Genomic DNA, 16000 nt, shown 5'->3' with positions numbered 1-16000 from the left:
TGGATGAGCGGCTGGCCTCTTTATGATACAGTCAAAAATGCGCCGAGCGCCGTATGGAAGCCGATCAAGATTCCAGTGGGGCCTGATAACAAAACCATGCGCCATGGGACTCAATACACCAATGGTGTCGTACTGATCAATAAGCAAATGCAGCATCCTGAAGCTTTTTTCACCTATCAAAATTACTTGTTTGATCACTATGCAAATTCTCATCCAGATGGGGATTTGTCGAATGGGCTGTTTAAGGGCTACGACTATGATTTGGATGCGAACGGAAAGCTGTTGCCAAACGACAAAATACCAGGGGGTTATGTAAACTCTATTCGTTATTTGCTGGTTCGTGATGGTGCACGTGTACCTGATGCCCAAATGAAGGCTTTGTTAAGCTTGGCTAACGGCAAAAAAGCGGAAACCCGTCTGGAGAAGGATGTATTGATTAACTACGGAAAAGGTACTCCTGCGGCTGCCAAGGTGTTGATGGAACAGAAGGACATCTCCATGAAGGATCAGTTCACGGGCCCTACTACGCCAACTATGAAGGCCAAAAAGGACTATCTGGATAAGATTGAAAACCAGACCTTCAATGAAATTATTTATGGCAAACAGCCAATTTCGGCTTTTGATACCTTCGTGCAGACGTGGAAGAATGCCGGAGGCGAACAAATTACAAAAGAAGTGAACGAATGGTATAAGAGCGCTGAAAAGTAAAAACGATTGATGTTGTGAAATGGATTAGGCGGGCTGTCCCAAGGTGGACAGCCTTTTTACTACAGCTTCACCAGAATTAATTGGAAATGAATGCGCTATTATTATGTGTGCAAGATAAAGTTTCATTCGTATGGCGAGCTTAAAAAATGATTGCTTTTGTGCCATGTATGTTGGTTTTTTGAACTGTCGGGACAGCGAAAAGACTTTTATAATTGAAGTATAACATGAGAGTTACAGGAGGAACTGCAATGAGAAGTCTGCAACGTACGTGGCCGTTTCATATCATGCTGCTGCCAGCCATCATTTTCTTAATTGTATTCAGCTACATTCCGATGGGCGGCATTGTGATGGCCTTTCAAAATTACAAGCCTTGGCTCGGCATAACCGGTTCCGAGTGGGTTGGACTGGATAATTTCCGCTATTTATTTCAACGAGAGGACAGTCTTCAGGTCGTCTGGAATACGCTTATTATTGCGGTGTTAAAGATGTTTTTCAATCTGCTGATTCCGTTTGTTTTTGCCATACTGCTGAATGAAATCCGCAAGGTTGGACTTCAGCGTTCCATTCAGACACTGGTTTATCTGCCACACTTTCTCTCGTGGGTAATCTTGGGCGGAATTCTGATTGATCTGTTGGCTACAGATGGCTTTATGAACCGTATTCTCGGGAGCTTTGGAATCCAGCCCATCTTTTTTCTGGGGGATAATAACTGGTTTCGTTTTACTGTCATTGTATCGGATATATGGAAGGAGTTTGGCTACAACACCATCGTTTTTCTCGCCGCACTGGCGGGCATTAACCCTTCGTTGTACGAGGCATCCGAGATGGATGGGGCGAGCCGCTGGAGACAGACGCTACACATCACTATACCTTCGCTGATTCCGATGGTAGTGGTTGTCGGTACGCTTGCGCTTGGTAATGTTTTGAACGCCGGCTTTGACCAGATTTTCAACCTTTACAACCCGCTAGTATACCAAAAAGGTGATATTATTGACACCTTCGTCTACCGGACGGCGTTAATTAATGGAGAAATGGGCTTTGCCACCGCCATTGGATTGTTCAAATCCGTTATCAGTATGATTCTGATTCTGATATCTTATCGACTTGCTTACAAATGGGCAGGTTACCGCATATTTTGATTCCATGAGGCTGAAAGAGGGAGAGTCATGTATCATAAAACAACGCCATACCGCATCTTCAATGTGTTTAATATTTGTTTGCTCGTGATTTTGTCCATCATGTGCATCGTTCCACTGATTCATGTGCTGGCGGTATCATTTAGTGCTAAATCAGCAGCAGATGCCAATCTGGTTGGACTGTGGCCGGTTCAATTTTCATTAGAAGCCTATAAGAAGACGATGAATAACCCCATTTTTCTGCACTCCATTTGGGTTTCTGTCTGTCGGACTATACTGGGAACTGGGTTGACGCTTCTTATTACCTTTTTAGCTGCTTATCCACTTTCAAAAGAAACGTCTGTGTTCCGTAGCCGAAACGTTTATTCATGGCTGTTCGTATTCAGTATGATTTTTAACGGTGGTCTGGTTCCATTCTATATGGTTATTCAAAAGATTCATCTAATGGACAGCTTTTGGGTTCTTGTTTTGCCGGGAGCGGTCAATACGTTTCTTGTCATTCTCATGTTGAACTTTTTTAGAGGAATTCCCAAAGAGATGGAAGAGGCGGCTCTGATCGACGGAGCAGGACATTTTCGGACATTGTTTAGTATTTTTTTACCGATATCCATGCCATCTATTGCGACGATTGCGCTGTTTAGTATGGTATTTCATTGGAACTCATGGTTTGACGGTCTGCTCTATTTGAGCAATGCAAAGGATTATCCACTGGCGACATTCCTGCAAACCGTAATTATTCAGAAGGACATGAGTTCCATGAGCATGAGTCCCAAAGAGATGGAATTACTTTCTCAAACGACGGTTAATGCAGCGCAAATTTTCATTGGTGCAGCGCCAATCCTCATTGTGTATCCATTTTTACAAAAGTATTTTGTTAAAGGTATGACGCTCGGCTCTGTCAAGGAGTAAACCATATTGATGACGAAGGAGATGATTTTAATTGACTTATCAAAATATAACCAAGTATCCTCCTATTAGCAGTCGCGTTCCGCATATGCTGCATGGAGCGGATTATAATCCGGAGCAATGGCAGCATTATCCTGAGGTGTTGAACGAGGATATTCGGCTGATGAAGCTGGCCAAATGTAATGTGATGTCTGTAGGTATTTTTTCATGGGTGGCATTGGAGCCTGAGGAAGGTGTATTTACGTTCGAATGGCTGGACCGTATCCTGGATTCGTTTGCCGAGAACGGAATATATGCGTTTTTAGCTACTCCTAGTGGAGCTAGACCGGCCTGGATGTCACAAAAATATCCAGAGGTGCTACGTGTGGAGGCTAACCGTGTCCGCAACCTGCACGGAGTCCGCCATAACCACTGCTTTACGTCGCCTGTATACCGGGAAAAAGTAGGCATCATGAATACAAAGCTGGCCGAGCGCTATGCGAATCATCCGGCTGTCATTGGTTGGCATATTTCCAATGAATTTGGTGGGGATTGCCACTGTGATTATTGTCAGGAGGCATTTCGTACCTGGGTGAAAAATAAATACGGCACGCTGGATAAGCTTAATCACGCATGGTGGACGACCTTTTGGAGTCATACGGTTACGGATTGGAGCCAAATCGAGTCTCCGGCACCTCACGGTGAAACACAGGTTCATGCCATGAATTTGGACTGGAGGCGGTTTGTGACCGATCAGACCGCAGATTTTATCAAACATGAGATTGTGCCGCTCAAGGCTGCAAATCCAGCAATTCCGGTCACAACCAATTTAATGGAGTTTTTTGAAGGATTGAATTACTGGAAGTTTGCTGATCTGCTCGATGTTATATCCTGGGATAGCTATCCGACGTGGCATGACCGTGGGGGAGATGATAGCCGTCAGGCTGCGAAAGTGGCTATGATGCACGATATTATCCGCTCAATCAAGGGGGGCAAGCCTTGGATGCTGATGGAGAGTACGCCAAGCTTGACGAATTGGCAGGAGATTAGCAAGCTGAAGCGGCCGGGAATGCATCTTCTATCGTCTTTACAGGCTGTGGCACATGGGTCAGATACAGTCCAGTATTTCCAGTGGCGGAAAAGCCGCGGTTCGAGTGAAAAATTGCATGGTGCAGTCGTCGATCATGTGGGGCATGAGCATACTCGGGTGTTCGGGGATGTGACAGATGTGGGCAATGCGCTGGAGAAGCTGGAGGAAGTTATCGGCACATCTGTACCAGCAGAGGCGGCAGTCATTTTCGACTGGGAGAACCGCTGGGGAGTCAACGATTCACAGGGGCCGCGAAACAAAGGCGTAAAATATGAGGAGACGGCCCAGGCGCATTATTTGGCACTATGGGAGCAGGGCGTACCTGTAGATGTCATTCATATGGATGCTGATTTCTCCAAATATAAACTCGTAGTGGCTCCGATGCTGTATATGGTCCGCAGCGGTGTGGGCGAACGAATCCAGCAGTTTGTTGAAAACGGTGGCATTTTCGTAGCAACCTATTGGTCTGGTATCGTGGATGAACATGATTTGTGCTTCCTTGGAGGCTTTCCGGGGCCGCTTCGTGAGACGCTTGGGATCTGGTCTGAAGAGATTGACGGGTTGCATGATCACGACCGTAATCATATTATGCCAGTTGAAGGCAATGAGCTGGATCTGCAAGGTGAGTATGAAGCTGTAGAATTGTGTGATCTCATTCATACGGAGGGTGCAGAGGTACTCGCTGTGTACGGTTCAGACTTTTATGCAGGACGACCGGCCTTGACGGTGAACCGCTTGGGACAGGGAAAGGCTTATTACATCGCTTCACGCAACACCGCACCATTCCACAGCCATTTTTACAAAAGCCTGATTGATGGCGCAGGAATTAGTAAAGCACTCGATGTGCAGTTGCCGCATGGAGTGAATACGGCGATTCGTACCGATGGAGTTCATGATTATATTTTTATACTGAATTTCACGCATGAGCCGCAAGAAATTACGCTGGATGGACGAACTTATGCAGATATGCTCGAAAATCATGTGATAGAAGACAGCAAGGTTAAATTGGGTGCTTATGCTGTTAAGGTTCTAAAGACAGAGCGGATTATAAATAGAAAATGATATAAAGTGTGATCGCTGTCGTTTTCCCGAGTGAGGGAGCTGGCAGATTTGTCAGAGGCAATGAGGAGTATACAATTCAGATTGGGGATGACTTATGAAAACAAGTAACCGAACTATGGTATTTGCGATGTTGATCTTGTTATCCAGCTTTTTGTATCCATTTGGCTCTGTGGGAGGTGGTGCGGCTTCGGCCGCTCCTGCTTTTGCCAAAGGAGCAGACATTAGCTGGGTGGCAGGAATGGAAGCACAGGGGATGACATGGAAGGATAAAAAAGGGGTTCGCCGGGATGTGTTGCAAATTTTGCGAGACGACTATCAGATCAATTCGGTGCGCATCCGCGTATGGGTAAACCCTGACATGAAGGATTATGCAAGCGGATACATGAATGCTGAAAAGGCGGCCGAACTGGCGCAACGAGCTAAAAAATTGGGCATGAGTGTCATGCTGACGCTGCATTATAGCGATTCCTGGGCAGATCCCGGACAGCAGAACAAACCTTATGCGTGGCGTAATTTCACATTTACACAACTTATGGATGCAGTCTGGTCTCATACGGTTTATGTTATGAACACGATGAAAAGCAAGGGGGTAACACCGGACTGGGTGCAGATCGGCAATGAGACGAACAACGGAATGCTCTGGGATGACGGCAAAGCCTCGGAGAATATGAAAAACTATGCGTGGCTCGTCAATACGGGGAATAACGCTGTAAAATCGGTAAGCAGCAGTACCAAGACGATTGTACATTTAGCTAACGGGGATAACGGTTCCGTGTTGAACTGGAATATCGGCGGGCTGATTGATAATGGAGCTCAGTTTGACCTCATCGGGCTGTCTCTGTATCCGTCTCCTTCTGACTGGAAGGGCAAGGTGGATCAGACGATTACCAATGCCAATAACTTGATTGCAAAATACGGCAAAGGTATTGTCATCAGTGAAATCGGAATGGATTATAATGAACCTGCAACTTCCAAGGCATTTATTGCCGATATCAAAACGAAGGTTCGGAACATCGGGGGAGGCAAAGGCACAGGGGTATTTTATTGGGAGCCGGCTGCAACTCCAGGTTACAATCAGGGCTATAACAAAGGTGCTTGGCAGGCTGACGGTAAGCCAACCTCAGCTTTGGAAGGATTTATAAATTAAGAAGTACGTAAAAGTATATCAAAGAACCTCTAGTTTGCATTCTATGCAGACTAGAGGTTCTTTATTGTTATCTAGGTTTACTTGGAAGTTATAAAATTAGGCTTCCCGGTTCACCTTGAAGAACGAAATGAGCTCTTCCAGCTCCCCGGACATCAATGTAAGCTTGTCAGAAGCCTGGACAATAGAAGCCATAGACTCAGCCTGTTCCCCAATGGTTTGTTCAATTTGTTTGCTGCTGTCGACTGTTTTGCTAACTGTCGAAGATAACTCGTCAGAGGTAGCTGACATTTCCTGCGTGCTGGCCGAGATCTGCTCCGTTGCGCTGGATACCTCCTGAATTTGTGACGATACTTTATTAGCCGCATTTAAAATTTCAGAGAACATTTTGCCTGTCTGCTTCGTAACTTCCAGCCCGATGTGAACTTCTTTTGTACCTAGACTCATGCCTTTTACGGTTTGTTCAATTTCCTTTTGAATTTCTTCAATGAGCTCTGCAATTTGTTTGGCGGACTCTTGAGATTGCTCAGCCAAATTACGCACTTCTCCCGCTACTACTGCAAAACCCTTGCCTTCTTCACCGACTCTGGCGGCTTCAATAGAAGCGTTCAGTGCAAGCAGGTTCGTTTGGCTAGCAATGCCTGTAATGATGCTTACGATATTACTGATCTCGTTAGATCGGTTTTGTAGCGCATTAACGGAATCAACTGTACTTTCTATTGTAGTGGAGATAGAATCCATTTGAGTGGATAGCTTTTGGGCTACCTGATTGCCTTCAACCGAACGTTTTTCCATGGAATAAGCTTGATCTGCTACGGAGGAGGAACTTTCGGCAATGGTTTGGATAACCGTAGACATTTCATTCATAGCCCTGGAGCTTTCAAGTGCTGCGTGATCCTGAGCTTCAAGTCCCTGGGTTATTTCCTGAATATTGTTGTTAATGATGTTCGTATTCGCACTGTTTTTCTCGCTAATACTTAGCAATTCCTGAGCTGATCCCGTAACTTCTTGCGTCGTATCCTGTACTTTCACCATTGTATCGTTAAGGCGTTTGATCATGGTATTAAATTTTTGATTAATAATGCCAAGGTCGTCTAGACCTGTCTTGATTTTTACATTCAGATTACCCTCGCTCACTTCCTCGATGCCCTTCATCAGGCTGCGAATCGGGGAAAGGGTACGTTTTACCAGCAAATATTGAATGGTTAAGAAAACAGCAAGGAACAGAATGAGCAGGGATACACCGTATAAAAGCAGTTTATGAAGTCCGGCAGGTACCGAGCTTGCGTCTACGTCAAAGTAGATGGCGCTCGTAATTTTACCGCTTACATCTGTAATTGGATAAACAATGGTAGTCCATGTGCCATAATCGTCGGTGTAAAAGCTGCTCAACGCCGATTCTTTCGTTTTTAGCATTTCATTTACGGCATTTACGTTTGCAGTAGGAAGAGGATACATATCCCCTATGTTCATTTTGGAATCTTGGAATGGTTGAACTAGATTTGTGGGAACGCCAATAATGGAGGTTTGGTCTCCTTTTTTCAACTCTGTACCAAATATGTAAGCTTGGGCAACGTTAGGATAAAACGTGTGAATGGAGTCGAGAAATTTGCGTAGATCTTGCTGAACAGAGCCATTATAATCTTTTTCGGTCAAGGCTTGTTGTACTTGTGTTTTATCGACATCTTGTGCCCATTTTTTGGTTAACACCTTAACCTGGTCTTGCAGCTGTGTGGTGAGAATATTCTTTTGAAGTATGTAGCTGGATGTGATGAGAATCGCACCGATCAATACGATGTTAATGAATGAAATCAATAGATTTTTACCAAAAAAGGACATAGTGCTCCACTTCAAGTTTTTCACGTGTTTCTTCTCCTTTAAGTTAAAATATATTTTTAATATACAACCTATCCCTTATGTATTTCGTCAATTTGCTTTCTAATTGTTAGGTATTTATTGAATTTGGAGAATATCGGTTGCATATTAGTGACAAAAACCGACAAAGATTCTTGTTACTTTCATATGGGAAAAATAGGATTTGGAGGAGAAAAGAAAATGGGAGGCTACAGAATAACAAGCGGTGGCTTACAACGAAATAACGTTATGAAACCACCGCTTGTCGGCATGACTATATTATTTTATTATTTGGATAATAATTTAAAAAATAAGATATTAGAGAACAAACGAGCACCCTAAGATCATGCATATGTCTGCATCACATCGAGGATTCTAAAATTCCTTTCACTTATATAAGAAGTGAAATGAGCAGGGGGAGTGAAATAAGCGACAATACGGAGCTAATGACAAAAGCAGATGCGGCTTCCGTTTCCAGCGTTTCATAACGGGTAGCAATCATAGCGGCAACCGCCGAACCGGGAAATGCAACAAGCAGTACAGCTTTGGTTACATCTTCATGGGACAGTCCTATGAGTACAGCGATACCTAGCATGACGATAGGCATGACGATGGCTTTCAGTACAGCAATGCTAAGTGCTTTTGGACTGAACGTAATCTTTTTGATACCGATGGTTACCCCGATGGCAAACAGGGCTGTACCTGAAGTGATATTGCCAAGTTGATCAAACATGGATTGTAGTAGTTTCGGAGCTTGAAATCCGCATAGGGTAAGTACGACACCGATCAGCGGTACGCAGGCAAGTGGCTCGCTTAGTCCGTGAAGGACTGATTTCAGGGTGGCTTTAAACAAGTTGCCTTTAGCATCCGCTTCTGTTGTTTTGCGCTGACCGACCGTTCCTAAAATACTTGCAAGTGGATCAAGAATCGCATTAACGACGATGCCGGTGATCGCAATCGGGATGGCGACAGCCGCGCTCCCGAACAAGCTGCCCAGAACCGGGATTCCCATAAACGCAAAAGAAGGCTGAGTTGAATTCAAAGCGAACATGGAGGATTCGGTCAGAGCTTTTTTGGCGATTAAGCGATATCCTACGAGCAAGACGATATAAAAGCCGATAACCCCAAGAAGCAGGGCGACCAGAAAAGGCCATTTTTGAATCAATGTTTCCCTTGGTGTCGTCGTAATACCAATAAATAAGTGTGCAGGTAACGCAAATTTGGTTACCAGTGTATTAAGTCCTTTGGAAGAAGCAGGATTAAATGCTTTGAATAACCCTGCAAAATAACCAATTAAAATGACAAAGAAAATAGGAATTAATATGATAAAAATATGACCCGTAGCCATAATGTCGCCTCCAATGAAGATGTCCACCAAATGGCTGGTGGACATCGGGTAATCAATAATTACTTTGCTTGTATGCAAATACAACCTGACGTTGTTCGCTAATCTTAAATCAGGACAGTTTCTTTGCCATTCTGTTTGATCGGTCTATACTTGCAGTCCCACATTGCATCACGAACCGCTTGGCGGATATCATCGGGCTGGTGACGTGCTACGCCATCCTGAACCGCAGCCTCTGCAACAGCTACAGCTACAGCTACAGACACTTCACGCAGCTCGCTGATTTTCGGCAGCAGTGAAGCACCAGGCTGTGACAAATCAACCATTTGAGCTACTGCATGGGCAGCAGCTGCAAACATGCTATCTGTTATAATTTTGGATTTTACCACGATTGCGCCAAGACCAAGACCCGGGAACACGAAAGCATTATTGGATTGCCCAATTTCAAACTTAATATTGTTATAGATTACCGGCTCAAAAGGACTTCCTGTTGCAATGAGCGCTTTTCCTTCGGTCCAATGGATTAAGTCTTGCGGAGTTGCTTCGGCCAGTGGAGTCGGATTGGACATAGGCATAATAATAGGACGTTCTGTATGCTTGGCCATCTCTTTAACAATTTCCTCACTAAATGCCCCAGTAACACCGGAAGTTCCGATCATAATAGTCGGTTTCACACGGCGAATGACTTCAAGCAGAGGGATTTTGCCATCTTCAGCATGTTCCCAGTCACGGCATTCTGCAGCATCACGTACATAAGGGACCTGGAATGGAAAAAGTCCTTCCGTTTCATTGGTAAGCAGGCCACGGTAATCATAAGCCCAGAAGTTACGTCTTGCTTCGGCTTCTGATAGTCCTTCCAGCATCATGGCTGCACTAATTTGGTCTGCATTGCCGATCCCGGCAGCTCCTGGACCAAAGACTAAAATCCGATGCTTGCTCAGTGGGATTCCGGACAATTGAACACCGGACATCACACCTGCAAGCGTAATCGCTCCAGTACCTTGAATATCATCATTAAATGTCAAGATACTGCTTCCGTATTTATTGATAATGTTCCGAGCATTGACATTACCCAGATCTTCCCAGTGTAGCAGCGCATTCGGGAAAAAAGAAAGTGCAGCTTGAACATAAGTGTCAATAAATTGATCATATTGTTCTCCACGTACACGTTTATGACGATTCCCTATGTATAAAGGATCTTCCAGCAGTTTCTCGTTGTTTGTACCTGCATCAAGCACAACTGCCAGCACCCGGCTAGGATCGATACCAGCAGCAGCCGTATACACAGCAAGCTTACCGATAGAGATATTAATACCTCCGACTCCCCAGTCTCCGATTCCCAAAATACTCTCGGAATCTGTGGCTACGATCAGGTCGATATCTTCAGGGTCTAGGTTCAAATTCTTAAAAGCCTCTTCAATGCCCGCAAGATTATCAATAGATAAATACATACCGCCGGGCTTGTGATATTCATGACTGTATTCCTGTATAGCCTGACCGACTGTGGGTGTATAAACAATCGGAAGCATTTCGCTCAGGTGCTCAGAGAGCAAACGATAATAAAGGACCGTGTTCCGATTAAAAAGATCATTTAACGCAACATTTTTACGCAAATTATCCGGTTGGCTCTGAAATTGCTCGTAAACCCGTTGAACCTGCTCCTCAATAGTTAATATCGTAGGAGGAAGGAGACCTTCAAGTCCAAGCTGCTGCCGTTCTTCCAGAGTAAAGGCCACTCCTTTATTCAGCAGTGGGTTGGCAAGTAGATCCTTTCCGGTTAATTTGGTTTCGATAGATCCGTCTTCCGTAAAATGAAAAGCACGCATTTTCAATTCCCTCTTTCTAAAAAATTACATTTAGTTAATCCTTGAACAATTCGTGAACAAGTATACGCCTTATTTTAAACCAAGTGAACAAGTATGTTGTGTGAAAAATGGTTATATAAGTGTTTACATAAGAAAAATTATGAAAATGTAAGCGTTTTTCAATGTTTTTCAAATGAAAATTTTATTTAATTTTCATTTATATTTCATAATATTTTCAGTAAATCTTGATTAAATGTGGCATTTATCATAGGTCTTTAAGGCCCGACTAAGTATGCATAAAAAATAGCTTAAACTTCATCTTATATAAACGAAGTTAAGCTATTTTTTGGCTATAGGGATGGTTGAGGGTCAAAATTTAATGCTTCGCAGCTTTATCTTTAATATGAACATCAGACATTTAATTCTCCGATGCGATTGACGGCTTCATCGGTAACTGTTGCAGAGCGTCGCATCCAGCTGTTACGCCATTTCAATTGCATTATGATGACGAGGGTAAAGGCACAGAACGTGATCAGGCTCAGACAGATGAAGCCTGGCATATACGAACCCGTTGATTTGTACAGATGACCCAGGATAAGGGGAAGTAAGTATCCGCCTATGCCACCAGCAGCGCCGACGATGCCGGTCATGAGTCCGATTTCGTTCCCGAACCGCTGCGGCACGAGCTGGAATACGGAGCCGTTGCCAGCGCCAAGGCACATCATGCCTACGAACAGCAGCACGACTACCACGGGAAGTGGCGGTAAAAACGCAATGCCGGCGAGCATAATCCCGGCTCCGGCATACAAGTACATTAACATGCGTGAACCACCAATCCGGTCGGACAAAAAGCCGCCTACAGGACGAAAGAAGCTTCCAGCGATCACACAAACGGTCGCAAAATCGGCGGCCTGTACCGCGGAGAGGCCATATTGGGTATTGAAGAAAATGGTCAAATAATTAGAAAGGCCAACGAATCCGCCGAACGTCACGCAGTAAAAGGCACAGAACACCCAGGCATCCCCCTGTTTGAGCACCGAAGCATATTGCGACAGACTTTTTGGTGCTGGGCGGTGAGGGCTGTTGCGGGCAAAAATACTGAACAGAACGAAGACGATTAAGATTGGGATGATGGCCAATCCGAAAACGGCCTCCCAACTGCCAAAATGTTGGGCGATGCGGTTGGCAAACAAAGTCGCAAGGACAGTTCCGCTGTTACCGGCACCGGCAATTCCCATAGCTAAGCCTTGATGCTCTTTGGGGTACCATTGACCAGCTAACGGCAGCGCAGCTGCAAATGATGCTCCGGCCACACCCAGGAGCAGAGCGACAACGTACAAATGCTCCAGCGAATCAACCCACAGCCAGCCTAGCAGGAGAGGGATTATCGTGACAAGCATGCCGATCTGCCCGGTGAGCTTTGGACCGATATAATCCGACATGAAGCCGAGTACGAGTCGTAGCAGGGAACCGCCGAGTACCGGCAGAGCGACAAGGTTGGCTTTTTGTACAGGGTCCATTGGATAGTCATTAGCAATTACAACGGCCAGTGGTCCGATCATTCCCCATATCATAAAACTGATATCAAAATACAGAAAGGAGCCAAATAGGGTGGGCTTGTGCCCGCTTTGCCAGAAACTTTTTTTGTTCATTCTCCATCTCTCCTGTTCCTATTTTTGTTCTTTGTCCGCAAAATGTAATTTGAACGTGAAAAAGCCGCGAATCTCCCCTGCCTGGTGTCTGGGGACGATTTGCGGCTTCATTGCCGTAACTGACACACCACATTGTGCGTCAGCTTGATACGATCACGTTCGAGTGATTTTAATCCAGATTATAAAAAACAATGCGACAAATGTCAATATACATAACATAAAAAATAAAAAAAGACAAAAATGCAGATTATATGTATTGAATATTGACATGACATTCACAATTCATTAATCTTAGGTACATATCGGCACAACGGTGTGCCGACATTTGTGGCAATGGTGCCCTTTTCCTATGAATGGAGAAGGGCTTTTTCTGTCTTATTTTATTCGGAGAATGGGGCTGGTTTAATATGATGAAAAGACTGGTCGTCATCGGCAACGGTATGGCAGGTATCAAATGTGTGGAGGAAATACTCAATCTGGAGCCAGAGCGGTTCCAAATCACGATATTTGGTGCAGAGCCACATCCCGGGTACAACCGAGTGCTCCTGTCCAAAATGCTACAGGGTGAAAGTTCATTCAAACATATTATTACCCATAACTGGGACTGGTATGAAGAGAACGGGGTAAAGCTGTACGCCGGTGAACGCGTCTGTCGCATTGATGTTGCAGCCGGGATGGTGGAAACGGAATCCGGCATGAAAAAGCCTTATGACATACTCATTCTGGCAACTGGCTCATTGCCTTTCATGCCTCTCATTCCCGGAGCCCGGAAACAGGGAGTAATCGCTTTTCGTGATGTGAATGATTGTGAAACCATGGCGAGATATGCCAAAACATACCGCAAGGCCACGGTTATCGGAGGGGGGCTGTTGGGGCTTGAGGCCGCCCAAGGCCTGCTGAATCTAGGGATGGAAACTGAGGTTGTTCATAATGCCCATTATCTTATGAACCGTCAGCTTGACCGGACGGCGGCTGTGCTTCTGCAGCGGAAGCTGGAGCAACAGGGCATGAGATTTCATTTGGCGAAGGAAACGGTCAACATCATAGGCCGAAACAGAGCGCAAGGATTGATGTTTGCGGACGGGAACAGGCTGGAAACGGATTTGGTTGTGCTGGCGGTTGGTATCCGACCGAATATCGAATTAGCTCAGAACAGCGGTCTGACAGTCAACCGTGCCATTGTCGTGGATGATTATATGCGCACAAGTATTCCCGGTATTTACGCAGTTGGCGAATGTGCTGAGCACCGCGGAATTTCATATGGACTGGTGGCGCCGATATATGAGCAGGGCAAAGTGTTGGCAAAAGTCATTTGTGGCCGTGAAACGGCTCCCTATGAAGGGTCGGTCCCGTATGCGCAGCTTAAGGTTGCGGGGATTCATGTGTTTTCCGCAGGAGACATTCGCGAAGAGGGAAACGAGACAGCGGTGATGGAATATGACGGTATGCGGGGGATTTACAAAAAAGTGATGATGCGTAATGACGCTGTCACCGGCGCTATTTTGTTCGGAGATACGGCGGAAAGTACCTCGTTGCTTGGAATGGTACGGCGCGGCGCACCGGCTGCAGAGCTTACTTCACAAGATAGAGGTGTGAGCAGAGCGGAGGAAGCGGCCGCCGCGCTACCGGAAGAAGAGACGGTATGTGCGTGCAACGGCGTGAGCAAGGGGGCTATTTTGCGAGCGATCACTACAGATAAGCTAAAGACCGTGGAAGAGGTGAAGAGCCGGACAAAAGCATCCGGTTCCTGTGGTGGCTGTCGACCGCTGGTGGCTGCACTGGTCAAAAGTGGTTTGTCCCGATCAACAGTTTCCGGAGTTGTAGTTACTCCAACCGCCCAAGAAGTTGTTCCTGTGTGCGGATGTACGCATTACGATCATGATTCGCTTAAGACAGCTATGGCGGCCGCAGTCTGTCGGACTCCGGCGGAAGTCGTGTCCCGTCTCGGCTGGACCAGACAGCAGGGGTGTGAATTATGCCGTCCGGCTGTACTTTATTATTTGGAATCTCTCGGGTTGCGGGACAGATCTGTGTCAAACCAATTAGTCGCAGGTGTTGTGTTCCAGTCCGCCGCACAGCACGGCGGAGAACCAGCCTCTGCGGGTCTGCGTTTTATGGACCTGAATGCCGAGAAGCAGACACTTTCTGAACCAATCCTGATGCGCGGCGAGGCCTTTGTAGAAGTAGCCTGGATGAGAGAACGGTTGTCGGCTGTCTGGGGAAGCCGCGCGTTGCCGTCGCCGATTGCAGTCGCAGTTTGCCCGGGACCGGAATATCCTGAAGGTGTGCTTGTCCACGATATGGGGCTATCCCGATCGCCAGCAGGCTGGGAGGTTTATGCTGGTGGTCATGCGGAGCATCCGGTTCGCCAGGGACGGCTGCTTGGAGTGGAGGAGGACCTGGAAGAAGCGGTCTTAATGGCTACTGCTTGCTTGCAAATATATCGGCATAACGCACGATATGGGGAAAAAATGTGGGAGTGGATTGAACGGACTGACGTTTTGGTGCTGCGGGAAAGCGTACTCGACGCAGCTCTTCGAAGTGGACTGGCGGACATGGCGGATAGCCTGCGCGACTACAATGCGGATAGGGTAACTGGTTAAGCAGGAATTGTAGCGATTCGTGCGTGTGCAGACAATAAAGTTGTGAAGAATGGAGAGGGGAGACTTTATGTGTCAGTCAGGAGAAGGCAAACCGGAAGCTGGGCTACACGTACCGGCAGTGATGGATACACAGTGCCCGTTTTGCAGCGTGCAATGTAAGATGACCGTCAGCACGGGTACAGAGACACTCGCGGGTATCATCCGGACAGTGTATAAGGCGGAAGGGAAACCTAACGCAGCCTCGCAGGGGAGGCTGTGCATCAAGGGAATGAATGCGCATCAGCATGCAACTCATGCAGAAAGGCTGGTACAGCCCCTCATGCGCAAAGCGGGCAGACTTGTTCCGGTCACGTGGGAAGAGGCGATGGATACTGTAGCTAGCAGTTTCTCTTCGCTACTGTCCACGCAGGGTCCCGATGCAATCGGCATGTACGGCGGAGGTTCGCTATCCAATGAAACGGCTTATTTACTCGGTAAATTTGCCAGAGTGGCTGTAGGTACGCGTTATATCGATTATAACGGGCGCTTCTGCATGTCGGCAGCGGCATCCGCAGGCAGCAAGGTGTTTGGCGTTGACCGCGGACTGACCTGCAGGCTGGCTGATATTCCGTTAGCTCGTTGTATTGTGCTCGCAGGTACGAATATCGCTGAATGCCAGCCGACGTTAATGCCTTATTTTCACCAGGCGAAGGAAAACGGCGCGTTTGTCATTGTAA

12 protein-coding genes are annotated in these 16000 nt (G+C 46.2%); 8 read left to right on the top strand and 4 right to left on the bottom strand.

From position 1 onward, the window contains the following. The 5 genes from L696_RS0105665 to L696_RS0105645 form a co-directional block, all read left to right on the top strand. On the top strand, positions 1–708 hold a 708-nt coding region (locus L696_RS0105665), incomplete at its 5' end, for a type 2 periplasmic-binding domain-containing protein (protein ID WP_483414259.1). Between the two features lie 248 nt (positions 709–956). Further along, on the top strand, positions 957–1847 hold the full coding sequence (locus L696_RS0105660; RefSeq protein WP_025682784.1) for an ABC transporter permease: 891 nt from the start codon (positions 957–959) through the stop codon (positions 1845–1847). A 27-nt stretch (positions 1848–1874) separates the two neighbouring features. Beyond that, a complete protein-coding gene (locus L696_RS0105655; protein ID WP_025682783.1) occupies positions 1875–2753 on the top strand; it encodes a carbohydrate ABC transporter permease in 879 nt (292 codons plus the stop codon). Positions 2754–2784: 31 nt separating this feature from the next. After that, complete coding sequence (locus L696_RS0105650; protein WP_025682782.1) at positions 2785–4881, top strand: beta-galactosidase; 2097 nt, start codon at positions 2785–2787, stop codon at positions 4879–4881. Positions 4882–4975: 94 nt separating this feature from the next. Continuing rightward, complete coding sequence (locus tag L696_RS0105645; RefSeq protein WP_025682781.1) at positions 4976–6028, top strand: glycoside hydrolase family 53 protein; 1053 nt, start codon at positions 4976–4978, stop codon at positions 6026–6028. 96 nt (positions 6029–6124) lie between these two features. Here the strand turns inward: L696_RS0105645 and L696_RS0105640 are convergent, their stop codons facing one another. Then, complete coding sequence (locus L696_RS0105640; RefSeq protein WP_025682780.1) at positions 6125–7888, bottom strand: methyl-accepting chemotaxis protein; 1764 nt, start codon at positions 7886–7888, stop codon at positions 6125–6127. A 99-nt stretch (positions 7889–7987) separates the two neighbouring features. Between L696_RS0105640 and L696_RS30245 the strand changes: the two genes are divergently transcribed. Next, positions 7988–8221 carry a hypothetical protein gene (locus tag L696_RS30245; protein WP_209440939.1) on the top strand — a complete coding sequence of 78 codons (234 nt, stop codon included), beginning with the start codon at positions 7988–7990 and terminating at the stop codon, positions 8219–8221. Between the two features lie 49 nt (positions 8222–8270). Here the strand turns inward: L696_RS30245 and L696_RS0105630 are convergent, their stop codons facing one another. The 3 genes from L696_RS0105630 to L696_RS0105620 all read right to left on the bottom strand — a co-directional run bounded on the left by L696_RS0105630 (position 8271) and on the right by L696_RS0105620 (position 12681). Further along, entirely contained in the window at positions 8271–9227 is a 957-nt protein-coding gene (locus tag L696_RS0105630; RefSeq protein WP_025682779.1) for an AEC family transporter, read from the bottom strand. 104 nt (positions 9228–9331) lie between these two features. Next, positions 9332–11050, bottom strand: coding sequence for an NAD-dependent malic enzyme (locus L696_RS0105625; RefSeq protein ID WP_025682778.1), 1719 nt, complete (start codon positions 11048–11050; stop codon positions 9332–9334). A gap of 389 nt (positions 11051–11439) precedes the next feature. Beyond that, positions 11440–12681, bottom strand: a complete 1242-nt coding sequence (locus tag L696_RS0105620; RefSeq protein ID WP_025682777.1) for a nitrate/nitrite transporter — start codon at positions 12679–12681, stop codon at positions 11440–11442. Positions 12682–13088: 407 nt separating this feature from the next. Here L696_RS0105620 and nirB point away from each other — a divergent pair, with 407 nt between their 5' ends. Beyond that, positions 13089–15284 (top strand): nitrite reductase large subunit NirB, encoded by a 2196-nt coding sequence (gene nirB, locus L696_RS0105615; protein WP_025682776.1) that lies wholly within the window; start codon positions 13089–13091, stop codon positions 15282–15284. Positions 15285–15351: 67 nt separating this feature from the next. Further along, positions 15352–16000, top strand: a 649-nt coding sequence (locus L696_RS28275; RefSeq protein WP_155985322.1) for a molybdopterin-dependent oxidoreductase, incomplete at its 3' end; no start/stop codon positions are given.

Source organism: Paenibacillus maysiensis (assembly GCF_000520815.1).
Taxonomy (GTDB): domain Bacteria; phylum Bacillota; class Bacilli; order Paenibacillales; family Paenibacillaceae; genus Paenibacillus; species Paenibacillus maysiensis.
This window is presented reverse-complemented; position numbering and strand designations above follow the sequence as displayed.

Bases quoted from the DNA above. Each gene is read 5' to 3' on its own strand.
- L696_RS0105620 (WP_025682777.1), bottom strand. From the start codon at position 12,681: ATGAACAAAAAAAGTTTCTGGCAAAGCGGGCACAAGCCCACCCTATTT.
- nirB (WP_025682776.1), top strand. From the start codon at position 13,089: ATGATGAAAAGACTGGTCGTCATCGGCAACGGTATGGCAGGTATCAAA.
- L696_RS0105630 (WP_025682779.1), bottom strand. From the start codon at position 9,227: ATGGCTACGGGTCATATTTTTATCATATTAATTCCTATTTTCTTTGTC.
- L696_RS0105625 (WP_025682778.1), bottom strand. From the start codon at position 11,050: ATGCGTGCTTTTCATTTTACGGAAGACGGATCTATCGAAACCAAATTA.
- L696_RS0105645 (WP_025682781.1), top strand. From the start codon at position 4,976: ATGAAAACAAGTAACCGAACTATGGTATTTGCGATGTTGATCTTGTTA.
- L696_RS0105660 (WP_025682784.1), top strand. From the start codon at position 957: ATGAGAAGTCTGCAACGTACGTGGCCGTTTCATATCATGCTGCTGCCA.
- L696_RS0105655 (WP_025682783.1), top strand. From the start codon at position 1,875: ATGTATCATAAAACAACGCCATACCGCATCTTCAATGTGTTTAATATT.